The sequence below is a fragment of the Paenibacillus sp. 8b26 genome (assembly GCF_050626875.1).
GTDB lineage: Bacteria > Bacillota > Bacilli > Paenibacillales > Paenibacillaceae > Paenibacillus.
This window is the reverse complement of the sequence record NZ_CP192445.1, coordinates 4,967,429-4,984,817: the sequence shown is the minus strand read 5'-3', so window position 1 is coordinate 4,984,817 and position 17,389 is coordinate 4,967,429. Positions and strand designations below refer to the sequence as shown.

14 protein-coding genes are annotated in these 17,389 nt (G+C 42.7%); 7 read left to right on the top strand and 7 right to left on the bottom strand.

The window, feature by feature from the left end; all coding sequences use genetic code 11:
- Window positions 1-117: 117 nt before the first annotated feature.
- The 4 genes from ACQ4MX_RS23170 to ACQ4MX_RS23155 all read right to left on the bottom strand — a co-directional run bounded on the left by ACQ4MX_RS23170 (window position 118) and on the right by ACQ4MX_RS23155 (window position 4,840).
- A complete protein-coding gene (locus ACQ4MX_RS23170; protein ID WP_431087558.1) occupies window positions 118-1,461 on the bottom strand; it encodes a TldD/PmbA family protein in 1,344 nt (447 codons plus the stop codon).
- 3 nt (window positions 1,462-1,464) lie between these two features.
- Window positions 1,465-2,859, bottom strand: coding sequence for a TldD/PmbA family protein (locus tag ACQ4MX_RS23165; RefSeq protein ID WP_431087557.1), 1,395 nt, complete (start codon window positions 2,857-2,859; stop codon window positions 1,465-1,467).
- Window positions 2,860-3,281: 422 nt separating this feature from the next.
- Window positions 3,282-3,407: a hypothetical protein gene (locus ACQ4MX_RS23160; protein WP_422759363.1), complete on the bottom strand. Its 126-nt coding sequence runs from the start codon at window positions 3,405-3,407 to the stop codon at window positions 3,282-3,284.
- Between the two features lie 458 nt (window positions 3,408-3,865).
- Window positions 3,866-4,840 carry a hypothetical protein gene (locus ACQ4MX_RS23155; RefSeq protein WP_431087556.1) on the bottom strand — a complete coding sequence of 325 codons (975 nt, stop codon included), beginning with the start codon at window positions 4,838-4,840 and terminating at the stop codon, window positions 3,866-3,868.
- Between the two features lie 764 nt (window positions 4,841-5,604).
- Between ACQ4MX_RS23155 and ACQ4MX_RS23150 the strand changes: the two genes are divergently transcribed.
- The 3 genes from ACQ4MX_RS23150 to ACQ4MX_RS23140 all read left to right on the top strand — a co-directional run bounded on the left by ACQ4MX_RS23150 (window position 5,605) and on the right by ACQ4MX_RS23140 (window position 10,800).
- Entirely contained in the window at window positions 5,605-8,691 is a 3,087-nt protein-coding gene (locus ACQ4MX_RS23150) for a contractile injection system protein, VgrG/Pvc8 family (protein WP_431087555.1), read from the top strand.
- Window positions 8,692-8,708: 17 nt separating this feature from the next.
- Window positions 8,709-9,248: a DUF2247 family protein gene (locus ACQ4MX_RS23145; protein WP_431087553.1), complete on the top strand. Its 540-nt coding sequence runs from the start codon at window positions 8,709-8,711 to the stop codon at window positions 9,246-9,248.
- 1,192 nt (window positions 9,249-10,440) lie between these two features.
- Window positions 10,441-10,800, top strand: a complete 360-nt coding sequence (locus tag ACQ4MX_RS23140; protein ID WP_431087552.1) for a putative zinc-binding protein — start codon at window positions 10,441-10,443, stop codon at window positions 10,798-10,800.
- A gap of 223 nt (window positions 10,801-11,023) precedes the next feature.
- Here the strand turns inward: ACQ4MX_RS23140 and ACQ4MX_RS23135 are convergent, their stop codons facing one another.
- The 3 genes from ACQ4MX_RS23135 to ACQ4MX_RS23125 form a co-directional block, all read right to left on the bottom strand.
- Window positions 11,024-11,548, bottom strand: coding sequence for a VOC family protein (locus ACQ4MX_RS23135; protein ID WP_431087551.1), 525 nt, complete (start codon window positions 11,546-11,548; stop codon window positions 11,024-11,026).
- A gap of 51 nt (window positions 11,549-11,599) precedes the next feature.
- Complete coding sequence (locus ACQ4MX_RS23130; RefSeq protein WP_431087549.1) at window positions 11,600-12,226, bottom strand: type 1 glutamine amidotransferase family protein; 627 nt, start codon at window positions 12,224-12,226, stop codon at window positions 11,600-11,602.
- A 109-nt stretch (window positions 12,227-12,335) separates the two neighbouring features.
- A complete protein-coding gene (locus ACQ4MX_RS23125) occupies window positions 12,336-13,298 on the bottom strand; it encodes a helix-turn-helix transcriptional regulator (protein WP_431087547.1) in 963 nt (320 codons plus the stop codon).
- Window positions 13,299-13,577: 279 nt separating this feature from the next.
- Between ACQ4MX_RS23125 and ACQ4MX_RS23120 the strand changes: the two genes are divergently transcribed.
- From ACQ4MX_RS23120 to ACQ4MX_RS23105, 4 genes are read left to right on the top strand one after another with little or no spacing between them, the layout of a single operon-like run.
- Entirely contained in the window at window positions 13,578-15,077 is a 1,500-nt protein-coding gene (locus ACQ4MX_RS23120; protein WP_431087546.1) for a hypothetical protein, read from the top strand.
- A gap of 14 nt (window positions 15,078-15,091) precedes the next feature.
- Window positions 15,092-16,195, top strand: a complete 1,104-nt coding sequence (locus ACQ4MX_RS23115; protein ID WP_431087545.1) for a pentapeptide repeat-containing protein — start codon at window positions 15,092-15,094, stop codon at window positions 16,193-16,195.
- A 12-nt stretch (window positions 16,196-16,207) separates the two neighbouring features.
- On the top strand, window positions 16,208-16,720 hold the full coding sequence (locus ACQ4MX_RS23110) for an imm11 family protein (RefSeq protein WP_431087544.1): 513 nt from the start codon (window positions 16,208-16,210) through the stop codon (window positions 16,718-16,720).
- A gap of 12 nt (window positions 16,721-16,732) precedes the next feature.
- Window positions 16,733-17,362, top strand: coding sequence for a hypothetical protein (locus ACQ4MX_RS23105; RefSeq protein ID WP_431087542.1), 630 nt, complete (start codon window positions 16,733-16,735; stop codon window positions 17,360-17,362).
- Window positions 17,363-17,389: the final 27 nt, after the last annotated feature.

Here is a 17,389-nt window from a genome sequence, read left to right as displayed (position 1 = left end):
TTTAAAGACTTTCTCCTACTTTACCATACCCCGCTGTATCAAGCATCTGTAATCCACAGGCAATCCGAACGCCAAAAACAAGCCAAAGGTCTGGAAAGATGGAGAAGGCTCTCGTCGTTATGACCCTGAAATGGAGAGTGAAGCCAGCCTGAGAGAGGGTGAAGTGCAGCTCCCTGTAAAATGCAAATCATTGCCAACCTCGTCGATCTGCTGCAACACGTCAAAGAAGTTACCCGATACGGTAATTTGATTGACAGCTCTGACCACTTGCCCCTGCTCAATCCAGTATCCCAGACAAGCCAGCGAAAAATTACCGGATGCCGTATTCGTACCCGCATGCAGTCCTTGCAGCTCTACGATCATCAGCCCGCGATCCGTCTTGCGAATCATGTCCTCCAACGTAGAGGTGCCTGGTTCCAAATACAGATTATGATAAGAGACGCCGATTTTACCGTTGTAGCCGCCTTTAGAAGCATTGGAGGTACTTTGTACTCCGGCTTTGCGGGCCGTCTTGCGGTTATGGAAGTACGTGAGTAATTCCCCGTCCTTGATAATCTCGTTGCGACGTGTAGCACTACCTTCAGCATCGAATGTGCTGCCTGCCGGAACATTTTCCATCAGCGGATCATCCACCAGCGTGAGCTTGGTGTTTGCCACCTTTTCCCCTAATTTCCCTGCTAGACGTGAGAAGCCTTTATCCACTGACTCCGCTGAAAATACCGATGTATACGCAGCCAGCAATTGCGCTGCTGCATCATGACGGAAAATGACCGGATAATTATCGGATTGAATCGTGTGCGCACCCAGCTTGGAAACAGCCTCTTTTACGGCTTTATGCGCCACATCTGCAATATTGATTTCTTCCACACTCCGCAGGGAATAATCATGCCAGCCCCCGGTAACCGTCTCGTCATTTTCTTTGGCAATAACGTAGACATAAGCGGTCGCCAGACTTTTACGACGATGGCAGTGCAGCCCCTTCGTGTTGACAATCAGGACTTCATTTTCACGAATGCTGACCGAGCAATGCCGAGCCATCACAATCCGTGGATCTGCGGCAAGCGCTGTGCGCTCCATTTCTAGCGCCGCTTCGATCAGAATCTCAGGAGCCGTGTCAGCCAACGCTAAGGCATAGGCAGGCTGCTCAGGGTAGCTCTCAGAGCCTGCGAACAGCTCATCCTGTTCCTCGCTCTCTAATATGTCCGCATTGCTACGTGCCTCTTCCAATAAAAAGTCGATCACGTCCGGTTCCAGCTTCTCCGTAGAGGCATAGCCCATTTTCCCGTTAATGAAACCCCGGAAGGAAAGCCCACCGTTTTCAACGATGGTATATTGGTCAATTTCTCCCTTCAGTACCTTCACTGAGGTAGAACGTCCATTTACATAGTAGATTTCCATATCCGCGTAGCCGATTTCCCGGCCTTTTGTGAACAACGCTTCCTGAAATTGCTGAATATTCATCGCCTATTCCCCCTTCCGTCCGCCGACGGTCATTTCGGACACTCGTATCGTCGGCTGTCCGCAGTTGACCGGAAGACTTCCGCTGACCGAACCGCACATCCCCTGACCATGATCCAGATTGTTGCCGACCATATCAATATTTTGCAGGGTTTCAATCCCTTTGCCGATTAGCGTTGCGCCTTTGACCGTCTCGGCAATTTTGCCGTTGCGAATCATGTATGCCTCTTCAACCGCAAAATTAAACTCGCTCGTCGAGGTATTCACCGAACCGCCACCCAGCGATTTGGCATAGATCCCGTACTCCGTATTCGCAATGATTTCTTCACGGGTCGAATCCCCGTTCGCAATAAACGTATTATTCATACGGGACGCAGGCGCAAATTTATAGGACTGTCTTCGTCCTGACCCTGTCGCAGGTACACCCATCTGGCGCGAGCCCATGCGGTCGATCAGATATCCTTTTAAAATGCCGTTCTCAATCAGTACGTTGCGCTGTGTTGGCGCCCCTTCATCATCGATATTGAGCGAGCCCCACGCGTTCTGAATCGTTCCATCATCTATAGCCGTGACAAGCGGTGAAGCCACCTGCTGCCCGATCTTATTGGCAAACACGGAGGTTCCATGGGCCACCGCTGTAGATTCCAACCCGTGTCCACATGCTTCGTGAAAAAGGACGCCGCCGAAGCCGTTCTCAATTACGACAGGCAGTCTACCACTAGGCGCATATCCCGCTGTTACCATTGTGGTCGCAATACGAGCTGCGTGTCTTGCATTTTCTTCGATATCCAGATTCTCCAGGAATTCAGTCCCTGCATAAGCTCCCGGCCCGCGAAAACCGGATTGTCTATGCTCCCCATCGGTCGCAATCGCGCTTATTCTCATACGTGTATATGTGCGGGTATCCTCCACCAGTAGACCTTTGCTATTGGCGATCAGCACGTTCTGGATCGAGTTGCTAATTCCAACAGAGGTTTGCGTGATGGAAGGATCGTATTGGCTTGCCGCCTCATGCGCCCGTCTCATCATGTCGATCTTAGCGCGTTTCTGTGAACCGTCAGGAATGATCGCAATCGGATGTTGGTTAGGGATCGCATGGGGATGGAGGGTAATGGTGTGTGTACCTGGCGCTCCACCTCCGCGAATGGCCTTGGCAGCCGATTTGGCCAGTCGAATCAGGCTCTGTTCGCTCATATCACTGGTGTAGGCATACACCGAGAAATGCTCCTTCATGATCCGAATGCCAATCCCAAAATCCCGGCCTGACAGCGCCGTATCCACGACTCCCCCAGTCATGCCCAGTTGTCCATTGGTACGGTCCTCGACGAACACCTCTGCAAAATCTCCGCCCGTCTCCAGCGCGGCTTGCAGCATATCCTGAATCTGTGTTGGATGTATCATCACGTTCCTCCTCATTTTTGCCATGTTTCATATTGTACGTTTATTCGTTCAAGATAATATGCGGGTTCATAATTATTTCCCATAACTTTACTATACATGATGTTGGGAGTGGGTGTAACTATCTGGGTGGCTGTTTGGAGGGTGAGGTGAGATTTTAGTCGTGAGGATAGGGCTGTAAAATGAGAAAACCCGAGTAGACCGTGAAGGGTCATGTCGGGTTTGGGTTTTTAAAGAGGTTGTACGTGCAACTAAGGACGCTACGTGGACGGATCATTCTTCCGATCGCTGTTGCCCCCAGATTTTTTTGATTATATTTAACGGTAAAAATCTGGTGACAGTTTTTACTACGAAGCTAGCTTTCCTACGAAAAGCTTTCAGCCCGAACGCTTCACTTCTTCAGAACGATTCCGTCCCCTCCGCTGCTATGCTTGGGTTTGCTTCATTTTGTTTGCCAAAATACTTTTTTTCAAACGAACTTTAAACAGTTCTCTTCGTAAATCCAGTTCCATGATATGAAGATGGTCGGCCGCTTCTTTAACGGTTTCCATGTGCAGTTACTTGCTTTCTGCGAAATAATAGCTAACGCATCAAAAATAAGCTTTGTGCATGTTTTAAGTCTCTCTATGTGTTCATCTTCTTGCTGTACCAAGCTCTCGTATTGCTCAGTCGTATTTTCAGATGAGTTTGTATGTTCGACGCCTTTTAGTATTTTGGGATATGTATCCAAGTTATCATCTCCTTTTTATTTAAAGTGTAGCAAAGGATGATGTCGGATGTGGTACGTGAATACGTAGCAATGAGAGAATAAGTAGGGAGCGCTACAATTCAGTATAGTAAATAAAATACGACTATTATCTAAAGGCAAAAACCAATCTTTACCAAAAACTATTAGATAGCCAAGTATCACTTATATTACTACCACGCACTTAGCATGTGTTGAGTTTGCAATTATAGTGTCATCTTAAGTTAATAGCCCCTTTATAGAAGAAACACATGATAAAAAGTATTATTCTGCTAAGTCCTGTTTTTTTAGTTCAAAACAATTAGTAAATAAACTTAATAATTTATCAGAACTCTTTAATGGAATCTTATCAGCGTTCTCTTTAACCAAATATATATTGGCAATTTCAATACTAACGTCAATACATGATTCTGCTATAGCTTTAATTGGAACACATAAAGAAAGGAATAAATCCAGAAACGCTAGTAATTCTCTCTGTCCCCAATCAGTATCAATATTATACCTCTGTGTTGTTGTAATTCCATGTACTAACTTATTCCTCATATTAAGAAATAAATCTAGTGCCATTTTTACCTCAGTCTCAATATCAAAAGCCTCTTGCATTGCGGAGAATAATCCTCCTAATGTTTTCTTATCCCACCCTTTGAAAAAATCATTAAATGTTTCGTACTTTTTCTGTTGCTTTTCTGATATAGCAAAAACAAACGATTTTGAAAATAGAAATTCAATTTCATGGCATTGCGTCAAAGCCAACCCAATAGCAGTATAAAGCTGTTCAGCAATATTGATCTTGGGCTCGTTGTCGTAATTGTCATACTGTGGAAGTCGCTCATTCCTTTCAACAAGAGCCCTTGCACCAATGCAATAGGTGTACCATTCGCCAGTAGCTTTTCTCGCATAAACAACGTCCCGCAAAAGTTTTTGCTCTTCATCATCTACAATTCGGAACTGTACTCCCAAATCTTCTAGCAACCATTCTTCAGCATACCAAGGCCATTGATGTAAGTCAGGTCTATTAGCTTGCTGAGGTGCATGTGTTTTTGACCACTCCCTAAATTTCTTATCCGCTTTCTCTTCCAAAATATCAGGTATATCCATTACACGGACAGCTCTAACATCAGAAATATCAAATCCGTTCAGATTTACTTCGACAGATTTTGCACTACGGCTATTTTTAGCGACAACAAAACAATCCTCGTAACCATCCGATTCAACCCAATACAATTTCCATTTTGCCATATTAACCCCCCTCTTTATTATTATTCCTTATACGAATGTTATTGAATAGGGTAGAAGTATTACGAGAAGCTGATACAGCTTACTTATATAGAATACCAAACATAAAAAACGTCCAAGTAGTCAACTTGGACATTTCCAAAATAATCATATAGTTAAGCGAACCTGCCACGCCTCATTTTCTAACAATTAATATTTTCGCCTCTACATGTGTTGAAATATTAAAAGTAATATTTTTTATTTTATTATATTTTTTACCTATTCTATTAAAAGCCCCTTCTCCTAGCAACAACCTTAGTTTCAGAAAAAAACTTTCTCCCCCTTAATTCTATCGATCTCATGAGCTACATTTGAACTATATTGATTTCTATGTACCACCAACTTGATTAAAACGGCATCATGAACTGACCTTTTCAGAAATTCATAGTTGTAAGTAGACTCCTTCCACACCTCCCCTTCCAAAAATAAACATTGTAATTACCGCTTCCAATGGGTCATTCTGTAAACTAACCTCTCTTTCAACCGATATATACATATGCTGGACTGTTATTTAAATATCTCCTCTTGCCCTTTTGTACCTTGAATGAATACTTACTTGGGACACCTGTATCGGATTAAGATTATTTTTTACCAAACAAACTCAGTGATACATATCGGTCTTAACCCAAAGTTGCACCCATCCGTGTCTTCTATAGTCAGACCCGAATAAAAATGATGTGCTTTACTTGGAAATACCCATCGCATCTAGAAAGGAGACATGAACTCACTTGAGCCTACTGACAGCAGGGATTGGCTATGAAAGCCTACGCTTTTATGGTCCCTTTCAGCCACATCATATCGAACAACTTCAAATAACACGTACCATTAACGATCATGCCTATTTACATATCAGTGGGTTGCTCTCCGAAAAACAAGGAGCGGCCTGTATTGGACAGGATATGGAGCAAGAGCCAATTGTGATTCGTCAGTTGGATGAACAGGGACAATCGCTGAGAAGGCTGTTCCATGGGATTGTTACGCGTATGTCCGTACACTGTGTGCGAGGCGTTTATACGTTTGAACTGGAAGCTGCTTCCCATTCGTACCAGATGGATATCAAGGTGAAAAGACGCTCCTATCAGGATATTCATCGTACTTATGATGATCTGGTCACTACGATGGTTCGAAAATATCAATACGGAGATGCCATTGATACCGTAAGCAACTATGCCAAGCTGGAGACATTTGTTTTACAATATGATGAGACCGATTGGGCTTTTTTAAAGCGTCTTGCTTCCCGTTTTGGCTCCGTACTCGTGCCAGAGGTAACCGCAGCCTCGCCCAAGGTTTTCTTCGGGATGCCAGAAGGCAAGCAGCACAAAGTGGAACGAGATGTATTTTACAGGGTACGAAAAACGTTTCATGAGCTGGATGCGGAAAAGCCGGGAGAACAACGTGCTGGCTCTTATGTCACCTATATGATTGAAAGTTTGCAATATTATGCGCTGGGCGACCTCATCACGTTACCCATCGGACAAGGCAAAGAACTGGTCGTCACTAGGGCAGTGACACAGTTAGAGGATGGCTTACTGCGTACCCGTTATGATCTCCAAGCGGAACAGAATATTCGCTATGCCCGGTATGAAAACGATCAGACCACCGGGATTTCGCTGACAGGAACAGTGCTCAAGGTACAGCAGGATTTCGTACAGCTTCAACTAGAGATTGATCCGAAGCAAGATCCTGCCAAAGTCTGCTGGTTTCCCGTAGCGACTCGATATGTTGCAGAAGAACACAGTGGCTGGTACGATATGCCTGAGATCGGGGAACAGGTGGAGTTGTATCTGCCTACACACCGTGAACAGGATGCCTATGTAACGGATTCACTACGACAACAACGCCACGCGAATGGACAGCCGAATGTGAAGGTATGGCAACATGTGCAAGGTAGCGGCGTAGAAATGTCTGAACAAGAACTGACCCTGTCCACCTCAGATGGATTTTCCATTACACTAAATGAAGATGGTGGCATTACCGTTAACAGTCCGGGGAATGTACAGATTCAGGGTGGTCATGTGAAGCTCGATGCAGGTGAGGAACTATCACTCGAAGCTGGTACGGCGCTATACTTAAAAGGTGGAGCCAGCAGCATGGTGCTTGATGGCGAAACAGATATTAAAGCTCCGATGATTGATCAGGAAGGTACGGTGAAAGCTCCTGTTTTCGTAGCTGACCTCCCTCCTGTGCCTGAGCCACCATTGATGAACATAAAAGCTTATGAAGCAGCCCAATCAGTAGCCAAGGATTCATCTAGCAGCCAAGCCTCTACACCTAAAGCAAAAGTTACGACTCCAGCAGCGCTTCAACAGGCCAATGCTTTGATGGGGACGATATCTAAGCTATTAGGTTCCATTCCAGCAGTCGGGAACGTAGCCAATGTGATGTTGAATACGGTTGGTGGACCAGCAGGTAAAGTGGCAGCAATAGTGTTACAAGCAACTGGAGCCATCCCTATTCGTAGTAAAGGAACGCCTACGATTGGAGGCAGTAACAAGGGAAACGGAGTTCATCCGTTGAAATACTTGGCTGGTTTAGCCCTTGAGGGACTGATTAGTCAATACGAGCATGAGCAAGCAAGACAAGCCTACTATAGCAAGTGGATTCTGGGGAAAGTGTATACAAGTGCGCGTCATTTGGCTGATTCCGGTGGCCCATTGGAGCTGGTTCAAAACCTACTGAAAGAATCAAATGCCATGGTTCATGCGTATCAGCAGGTTCCTAAAAGTGTTCGAGAAAAAATGTTCAGGGATTATGAGGAAAAACAACGCATTCAGGCAGAACAAACAAAGAAACATGATAATTCAAAACTTGCGTTATGGAGAGAAAGAAAAACTAGTGAATATACTTCATATTGGAATCAAACTGATTATTTTACAGCCAATTGGTGGCAGGATGAAGGTAAGCTGAAACAAGCTGAACAAGCACTGCGCACTGAAATTACAATGCGGCGCAAACTATCATTGTATGATATTAAAGATCCCAATAAAATGGCTGCCATCCAGCGAATCGTCAACACAAAGCGAACGCACGTATGGGATGAAGGAACTCTCAATGCCATAGAAAATGGATTAGTAGCTATGGGGGTAGACTCAACAAATGCTATTGAGTTGGACAAAGAGAAAATGGATGCACTCATTGCTCGATACAATCAGGGATTCATCGGACAAAAATCTGGAGATTACATGGAGAGGACAGGACTAAGCGATTTAGTCGAAGACACGACTTATGGAGTTGTAGGAGCTCGTATTGGTATGGGGACTGCGGGAAGGTCTCCTGCTAGGACTAGCCAACCACCTATTGTAGAGAATCCGCCTGTAAAACCCAACCCAAAAGGTGGTCCAGGTGTAAATAGGCCGATTGATGAGTTTAATGATTCGCCGATTTATAATGGAGCAAATTCAAGCAGACCTAAGGAAACATCTAAACCAACGAATCCGAGTAAACCTCCTGAAGGGACGGGTAAAGATATATCCCATCCAGTACTTGATAATGCACGTTCTGGCAGTGGTTTAAAGAAACAGGATGGTCAGCATGGGTTTAATGATATAATTGACAATTACACTCCATATGCTAAGGAATTTGAATTCGTTAGTGGTGACGGAGTGAAAAGGAAATTATATCAAATCAAAGGTGGTATGAAGTACTACGATTATAAAGACGTATATAACAAAGACCTACGAATCAATGAAAGAATAACAACTGTTAAAGACCAAAATGGAATATTCGAGTGGATTGTCGATCCAACAAAGGGAGTAACGCACAGAAGATTTATTCCTAACGGCCAAATAACAGGACTTCCAAATCAAAGACCCTAAGATTAAAGGTGATAATAATGAGTTTTTCTACAGATATTTTCAAGAAAAGTAAAATAAATTACAATTGGACAACACTTTATGTGGGATTAAAACTTGGCTTAGTTAGTAACAGTGACATAACTAAGTATGCAATTGAGTTTTTAACGAGTCATCCAGATTCAAACAATCAAAACATTATTCAGCTTGCTTGGGGAGAATATGATATTGATTATGAAGAATTACTGATGAGCATATTAAAAGAGTCAATTGTCAATGACTTATCTCCAGATTCAAATGTTTGGCAAGTTGAAAAAAGAAAATGGAGATTGGGTATCCTGAGTTATTTAAAGACTACTTATCAAGATGATTATGAGGAAATGTTAAACAAGATTGCTGAAGTGTATGCTGATATGGATTATCCAGAGGACATGGAGGACTTCATTAATTATCTAACTCCTAAAGATGGGTACAATCCATTGTTATACTCACATGAAGAGAACGTAGCTAGATTAGTCAACTTATTTAATTCCTTCCTAGACAAAGAGAAACAAAACTTAGGAAATGAAATTACCTTTTAGAAAGGTTGCTGCCTGATTAGCGAATGTTAGTTAAGGCTTTTTCCTTGGTGGAGCTAGCCTGTGCCGAATGAATCACTTCATCTCATGATTACTGAGATTACCTTTGTTCTCTCTATAGGAAATTTTCACGAATTAAGATGTACGCACATCAACGCTTGAATTTTATGTGTGTATTTGGCTACATGAAGAATCAGGGGAGTAAGAACCTGTGACTATAAAAGCAGCTGATAGTATTAATGACTTTTTTGAAATGTTAGTTAAAAAAAGTGATTATTGGTTGGTATATAAGCTTTACAAATTACTACGTATACGCGCCTCTATGATTAATCGACTTTCAAAAGCTCGTTCCAACTCGAAATATGAGCAGGAGTGAGCTTTTGGCATTTCAAATCAGCAGTCAGGTAACCATTTATGCCCAATTCCACAGACAAAAAACAATGACTTGCCATCCCTCCCATCAGAGTTACCATACACACACTTAAACAACGGGAGGGAAAGGTGCTATGTCAGATTGACCAGATTGTTTCAGGAAGCATTGCGCCAGCGAACAACAGAATTCATGTTCATCAAAAGATGAGCATCTATTTACCAAAATGAATCAATTCAAAATCAACCAAAACGAGGATATTCAGCAACTTCTATCCGAATGGGAAGAAGCGTAGGATATATCTAAGTCAGGATAAACAATCCATCTATATGGAAGTAGTAAAAGCCGGGATTCGATTGATTCTTCACGTATGCACTCTACAAATATTCTCCAGCCTATTGATCACATTGTCCTAAGATTTTTTAGGTTTACATTTTAAAAGCAGATCGTACAATGCAACAAGCTAGACACAAAACAACTTAACAAGCACTAGATTTATTAATTTCTTACGGTAAAGTTTTGGAGAAATTAGAAAGTTCGACTAAACAGACAATTAAAGAAATTTTAATCGTGATTAAGGATGACGATCCAGATTTATATTAGATAAGGCTAATTCTCTATTAGAAAAATTAAGTTAAAAAGAGGAATCTGGCTGATTTGATACACATAGTTAGCCCTATAATAGATTTTGAAAAAATGTGTCGTGACCATTATCACGGTCTAACCTGTAAATTTAAGTTAAACTACAAACAATTTTAATTTGTTTCATCTAAAATCAAGGATACCGTGATGGATCACAAAGAAAAAACAGGGAAGTGTACAAAGATGAAAAGAACTGATTTACCTCTTGTCTATTCATGTTCTGGATGTTCCTCCGCAGCACAAACCGCTAACATGATCGCTATAAAAATGGATCGAGAAAAAGTCGCTGAAATGTCCTGCATCGCTGGTGTTGGTGGTGATGTCAAGCCACTTGTCAGAACGGCAAAATCGGGACGAGATATCATTGCAATTGATGGCTGTCCCTTGTCCTGTTGCAAGAGTTGCTTAGCAAGGCATGAAGTTCAACCCAAACACCATTTTCTGCTGTCTGACTTTGACGTACCCAAGATAATAGGAGAAGATCCTAACCCCAATCATTATAGGAATGCTTACACACAAATCTTAGAACAAATTGGACAATAATTCTTAATCAAAATGAAGGTGTGTATCCAAAGATGGATCTCCTTTATTTTAGGTGTTGGGATAGTATACAGTAAAAGTATAGCTGGCTCTTATTATGTAACAATATCGTAAATTAGTTTTTACTGGTGGCTCCTAACACATCTTTAAGGGCCACCAGAATTTCTATTACATCATTTCAGCAGGTAGTCACCTTTAACGCATTCTACCAAAAAAGTGATTGCATTTATTCTCCACTAAAGCTTTTAGCCCATTCAGCAACCCTCCGACTACTTTCTTCTTCTGACAAATCCTCGATCCTAGTCATGATAGACCATCTTACTCCACAAGGATCTAATATACTTCCGAATCGATCACCTGAAACAAAGTTTGCAACTGGTTCCCTTACTTTCGCTCCTCTTGCTACCGCATTTTCAAATACCTGATCAACATTCATTACGTAAATTCCTAAAGAATAACACGCATTGTCTTCATCTGGCGGCAAGACCAATTTATATGTTGGATTCGCTGCTCCCAGCTGCAAAAAACCATTTCCAAAATCTAATTCAGCATGAACAATTATTTTATTGCCATTCTCATCAGGATATTCAGTAATATCCTTAACCCTTGCATTGAAAACACTTTTATAGAACTCTATTGCTTCTGAAGGATTCTTCACTGTAATAAAAGGGGTAATAGATGTAAAGCCGTTGGGCATTCCACTCTCTGTATATTCACCTGACACTCCCATATATTCTCTGCTTTCAGTCATTTTAACTCCTCCTTTAAATGATCGTAACGGTTCAATTTTATGCTTATACCTTCATTGGATTGAGTTCATCAACTCATAGAAATATTTGGGTTTATGAGTCTTATTTAGACTATACCAGGCTTCTAATGTTTTAGAAGAAAACACACCCAGAGCTTTCAAAACGTGTACGGAAAATTCCAACGGAGCTGTTCCAGATGCAGTGATCAGTTTTCCATCCGTTACAACAGACTCCATTTTGTAATACTTTTCGCCCGTGTATGTGGGACAGGTCATTTTAAGGTATTCCAGATCATTGCTTGTATGCCAACGTGAATTCAGCAATCCTGTCTGGGCGAGTCCCATGGTAGCACCACAAATCGCTGCAACCCATATACCTTCCTCTAAACACCTCTCAACAATTTTTAAAATGGGTTGGTGAATGGTTTCTGCCCATGTATCTCCACCAGGTAAAATCAATATATCTGTGCTCTCAATGCTGCACTCATCCAGTTTGATGTCAGGCAGGATTGTCAATCCGCCCATTGTAGTTACAGGAGTCTTTTCCATTCCCACGGTAACTATTTTGGATGGGACCAGCCCCTTTTTATAATATCTCCCCGAGTTCAGTTCGGCAGTTAAGTAACCTATCTCCCAGTCTGCCATGGTGTTAAACACATAAAGATATACCGTACTATTCATTTACAAGTTCTCCTTATTTTATAATTTATCAAGTGATACCAACTCTCGGTAATCCATGATTATCCTCATTATAAAAAAGCTTCACTGACATCTGCTGTCAGTGAAGTTTTTAACGTTGATAATATTCCATTAACTCCGACGCAACAGCAACAAGCTTTTTCTTCAAACTCTGTGGTTCGATGACTTGAATGGATTTCCCGTAGGGTAGGAGTAAATAAGGGACATATGTATGAAGTGATTTTTCCTCAAGCAAAAAGATTGCTTGATTTGAGGTCCGCTCTTTCAGATGATGCCCCAAAAACCAATGCAGACATAAGTCATCCAATGCCTCTGACCTGCCTTCTATAATTAAAGAAATTAAACCGTCCTTGCCCACTAAACCAGGTAACAGATTTTGCATAAAAAATTCACGAGCCGAAAAAGCCTCAGGACGCTTAAATATGATTGGAGTACGCTTGATTTGTAAAATCCGATCTGCCCGAAAGCTACGGATCTCATTCCTTAGGTGACAAAATGCAACAGTATACCATTTATTGTTCCAGTAAACCATTCCATAGGGGTCTATCACCCTATTCTTGGGTTGTTCTTCATGGCTTGTGCGATAATCCATTTCTACAGAGAATTCGTTGGATACAGCCTGCTCCAATTCTGCCAATATCGGCTGAAGAGAAGGGTCTCCCATGCGATTTATCACTTCAAATCCGGATAAATGACGGCTAAGTATACTTTCCTGCTCCTGATTCGAATACATTTTCAATTTTGATGTCGCATTGCCTAATGCCTCACTCAAAGGGTATCCAGCTTCTTTTGCAAAAACAGCAGCATGAAGGAGTGCCTTTTTTTCCTCAATATCAAATAGTAAGGGCGCTCTAATAAAATTATTCAGCAAGCTATACCCGCCATTATGACCCGTGTCGGATATTATAGGCACTCCACTGGCACATAGTGCATCAATATACCGATAAACTGTCCTTATATTTATTTCTAACTTTTCGGATATTTGTTTTGCAGTTATTTTTACACCCGAATTCAGCATCCATAGAATGGCCAGCATATTATCGTTTTTTGGCATAACATGAACCCTCATCTCTCATTAAACCTCAATATTTTATAAATATCTTTTTGTACTCTTCTTACCACCTATTATATGCTTTTCTCTGCTCAAAACTCCCCTCCCATATCTCCTACTTCCAATAATACACATAGTAAATACCACAACGAATGGGGCATTCTGTAAACTAACTCTCTCTTTTAACCGATAAATACATATGCTGGATTTATCAATAACCACATTACTAGCTGGGAATCTCATAATAACATTTACCAAAAACAACTATAGAAGGAGACATCTATGGAAAATATCGTGACTTACGGTCATATCGAAATCATGCCTTATGAATTCGTCCGCCTTCATGAACTTAAAATCTTAAAAACAGTCAATGACCATGCCCGAATGATCTGTACAGGCATTATCTCGGAGAAAAAGCGAGAGCTGTATGTACGTGCTTCAGATGAAGAAACTCAGGTCAAAGCTTTTGTCACAGACAAAAATGGAAATCGACAACCCTTGTTTCGAGGCATTGCCTTGGATGTGGAGGAAAAAGTCGTTCACGGGGTTCATTACCTAACCGTCGAAGCCATATCTCATACCTACGAGTTAGATATTAAGCGGCATCAACGCTCTTTCCAGAACCCCAAGCTCACCTATACGGGTCTGATCCAAAGTATTGTGTCGGACTACTCCAAAGCCGAAGCCATGGATGTGGTGTCCCATAAGAAGCCTATCGGCACCTTTATCATGCAATATGATGAAACCGACTGGCAATTTCTAAAACGAATGGCGTCGCACTTCTATTCTCCGCTTATTCCTGCGGTTGGCTATGGAGTGCCGAAGTTTTATTTTGGCCTGCCCATGGGACTCAGCAAAGGAGAAATACAATCTACCAATTATAAAGTAACCAAACGAGTAGCTGACTTCCAAACTGCCTCGGAGAACCATATCCCTGGCGTGCGTGATGCTGATTTTATCCAGTATGAAGTCGAAACGGAAAAGTTGCTAGAGCCTGGCTATGAAGTAACCTTTAAAGGCCACCTTTTGCTGGTCGCTGAGGTGCTAACAGAGATGAAAGACGGGGTGCTGACCCATACTGCCAAGCTGTCGCCACGAAGCGGCTTACGTCCTATTAAAGACTACAATCGCTCCATTATCGGTGCTTCCATTCATGGCAAGGTACTGAGCGTTCGTCGGGACAAAGTACGCGCCCAGCTCGATATGGACGATCAGCAAGACCCGAATACCGATTACTGGTTTCCCTACTCCACCATTTATGCATCTGCGGATAACACAGGCTGGTATTGTATGCCTGAGGATGGAGACAGCATCCGTATCTATTTTCCAAGCTATAAGGAAGAAGAAGGGTACGCGATCAGCTCAGTTAAAAGAGAACCGCAGCCTTCCGCCGGAAAATCTTCTGCCGCTTCTGGACATGCGACTGCTTCTACTTCGTCTGCCGGAGCAAAGTCTTCCTCTCTATCAGCAGCAGCTCCTGCGCCAGATCGAATGGCTGACCCTGCTATTAAGACGTTACGGACGAAATATGGCAAAGAAATCATGCTCGCCCCGGATCAAATCGTCATCTCCGGCAACGGCATGTCCATTGTCATTAACGATAAAACGGGCATTGATATTGTAAGCGGAAAAAATGTGAGTATTAGCGCGACCTCCGATATCGTTATGAGTTCCAGCAACATCCAGCTTTCCGCCGGAAAAATCGAGCTATCTGGTAAAGGCAATACCATTACGCTGGATGATAAAACGACCTTCTCCGGTACAGAAATCAAGATGAACTAACGGGAGGTTAGTAGATGGATAAACATGCAGCGTTACACCATTTTAAGGAACATCATTTTACACCCTTACTGGAATTACAGCTAGACACGCTGGAGAACAAGTTCCAACGTTGTCAGGATCAGCTCATTTCAGACTTCAACAATTCGTTCAGGGATTTATGTATACACATTCTGGGCATGCAGCAACAAGGTCAAAAAGAACCCATTGGATATATCCACTACTCGTTCTTGCGCACTCAGATGCTGGAGCAATCCTACCTATATATGATCGAGGCTTATTCAGCAGAATGGTACGAAGATGATTCCGATTGCAAGTTAACCTATGACGCTTCATGGGCCTATGCACCGATGAGTGCCATGTTGGAAACCTTGGAGCAGGAACGAAAAATATATATGGGGATGATCACCTCAGCGGATGTGGAACGACTGATGCTGGAATCCGCTCCTTTTTTCCACCAGTTTGTGAGCTCCCTCCTACGCTTAGGGATGGCAGAAGTGGTTCAAATGCCTGAGTATCTCGCCATTCATAAAGCTAATCGTTTAGCTATCCGAACGGGCGAGTACAAGGATATCAGCGAGAATCTATATGTCGAAGATCAGGAAGCACTTCTTGCAGATCATGTGAGAGAGCAATTGATGCATTCCAATGAGGAAGAACCCTATGTTTACGAAAACCTAAAGCGACTCTCGCTTCCCCACCTTCACCTGATGCAAAAGGATCTGCGCTATAACGATTTTAGCCACAGTGACTTACGGGAAAGCCAGTTTCACACCTGCATATTGATCGGAAGCATGTGGCAGCGAGCGAATCTGGCAGGAGGCAGCTTTCAGGGATGCTTACTGACCGACACGGATTTTAGATATAGCGACTTGAGAGGTGCTAACTTTAGCAGTGCCAGTGGACAGCCGTATCGGGAAAATGGAGTTCGGGTGCCAGGGCTATGTGGACTTCGTTTTGAACACGCCAACCTGGATGGGGCTGATTTTACAGATGTACATTCGTTTGAACATGCATATTTTGAAGGGGCATCAATGCAAGGAACCCTTGTCCCGCGAAAGTACCAACAGCATTGGAAACTGAACGAAGCACAGCATCAATCCATTGTGTGGACGGAATAAGGAGGAATGTGTATGCGCCATTATTATGTGCTGGTCGATGATCATCGTATATCCCGAAACATTGAACCGATGAATTTAGACCTTTTTAAAACGCCATTTGTTGGCATGCCTCCGGCTCAGGTTTTAGATGTTCATGCGACAGAAGATGCCGAGTACACGGACTGGCTACCGTTTTCAACCTCACAACCGCTATTTTCCGATCCTATGAAACGGATTCTAGAATTATACAATACACAAGCCCGTTTTAAGCAGATGTATATTGTGAACCGAGAACCTAGCCGTCAGGAGCTATATTGGATTACATCTGTTCCCTCTGTGGATGGCATTTCAGAACAAACTGAATTTTATCCGCACGACCAAACCCTGAAACGCCTTGTGCTGGATAGCCATAAGGTGAATGGACACCATTTTTTCCGACTGTCCAACGTGAGGGAACCTTATTTCATCGTTAGCTTGGAGGCTGCTGAAAGCTTGCTGCGGCGGAATTTGAGTGGTTTTCGGCTACAAAAGCTAGAACTTGTATAAGGAGGTTCAACCTTGACGGAGCATTGGGATGAATTTTTTTTAAAACTGCATCATCAACAAACATTAAAAGAGCAATTAAGTACAGCAGAGAACGATGAAAGCTGGATGATGATATCTATTGAAGAAGCGATGGAGGGAATTTCAAAAGGCTTGCTAATTCTACCGAATGAACAGGAGATCCAGTTTCAGATCCTTCCTGTCTTTGAAAATCAACTCACCATTTCCCTACCTGACTCTCTTATTCCAGAAGTTCGGGCTGGACAGACGGTAGATCCGTCGAAAAGCTTCGTTGTTCAGGACAAGCTGGGCGGAATCCTGTTCGGTCTGCACCAAAGTGGGCAAGAACTGGACCCTGAGCAAGTGGAAGTCTATCAAAAACAGATGATTGAGCAAACGAGTCGCGCACAACCAAGTATGAAACTCGTGGATGAAAAGGCTCTTTCTATTCAAGATACCATCATTGGCTGTTATGAAGCTATTTTTCTAGTTTCCCCCTCTCCCTATTATCAGATTGTCTTTGTGCGTTCCTGGCGTGGCAAGGCTGTGATCGGGAGTTGCCAATTTAAGCTGGAGGATGCTCCCCTATGGGTCCCGTTAACTTATGCCATGTTACACACCGCAACATGGTCGGAGCTTTCTTAAATGTTTACCTTTTATCCAAGGAGGTGC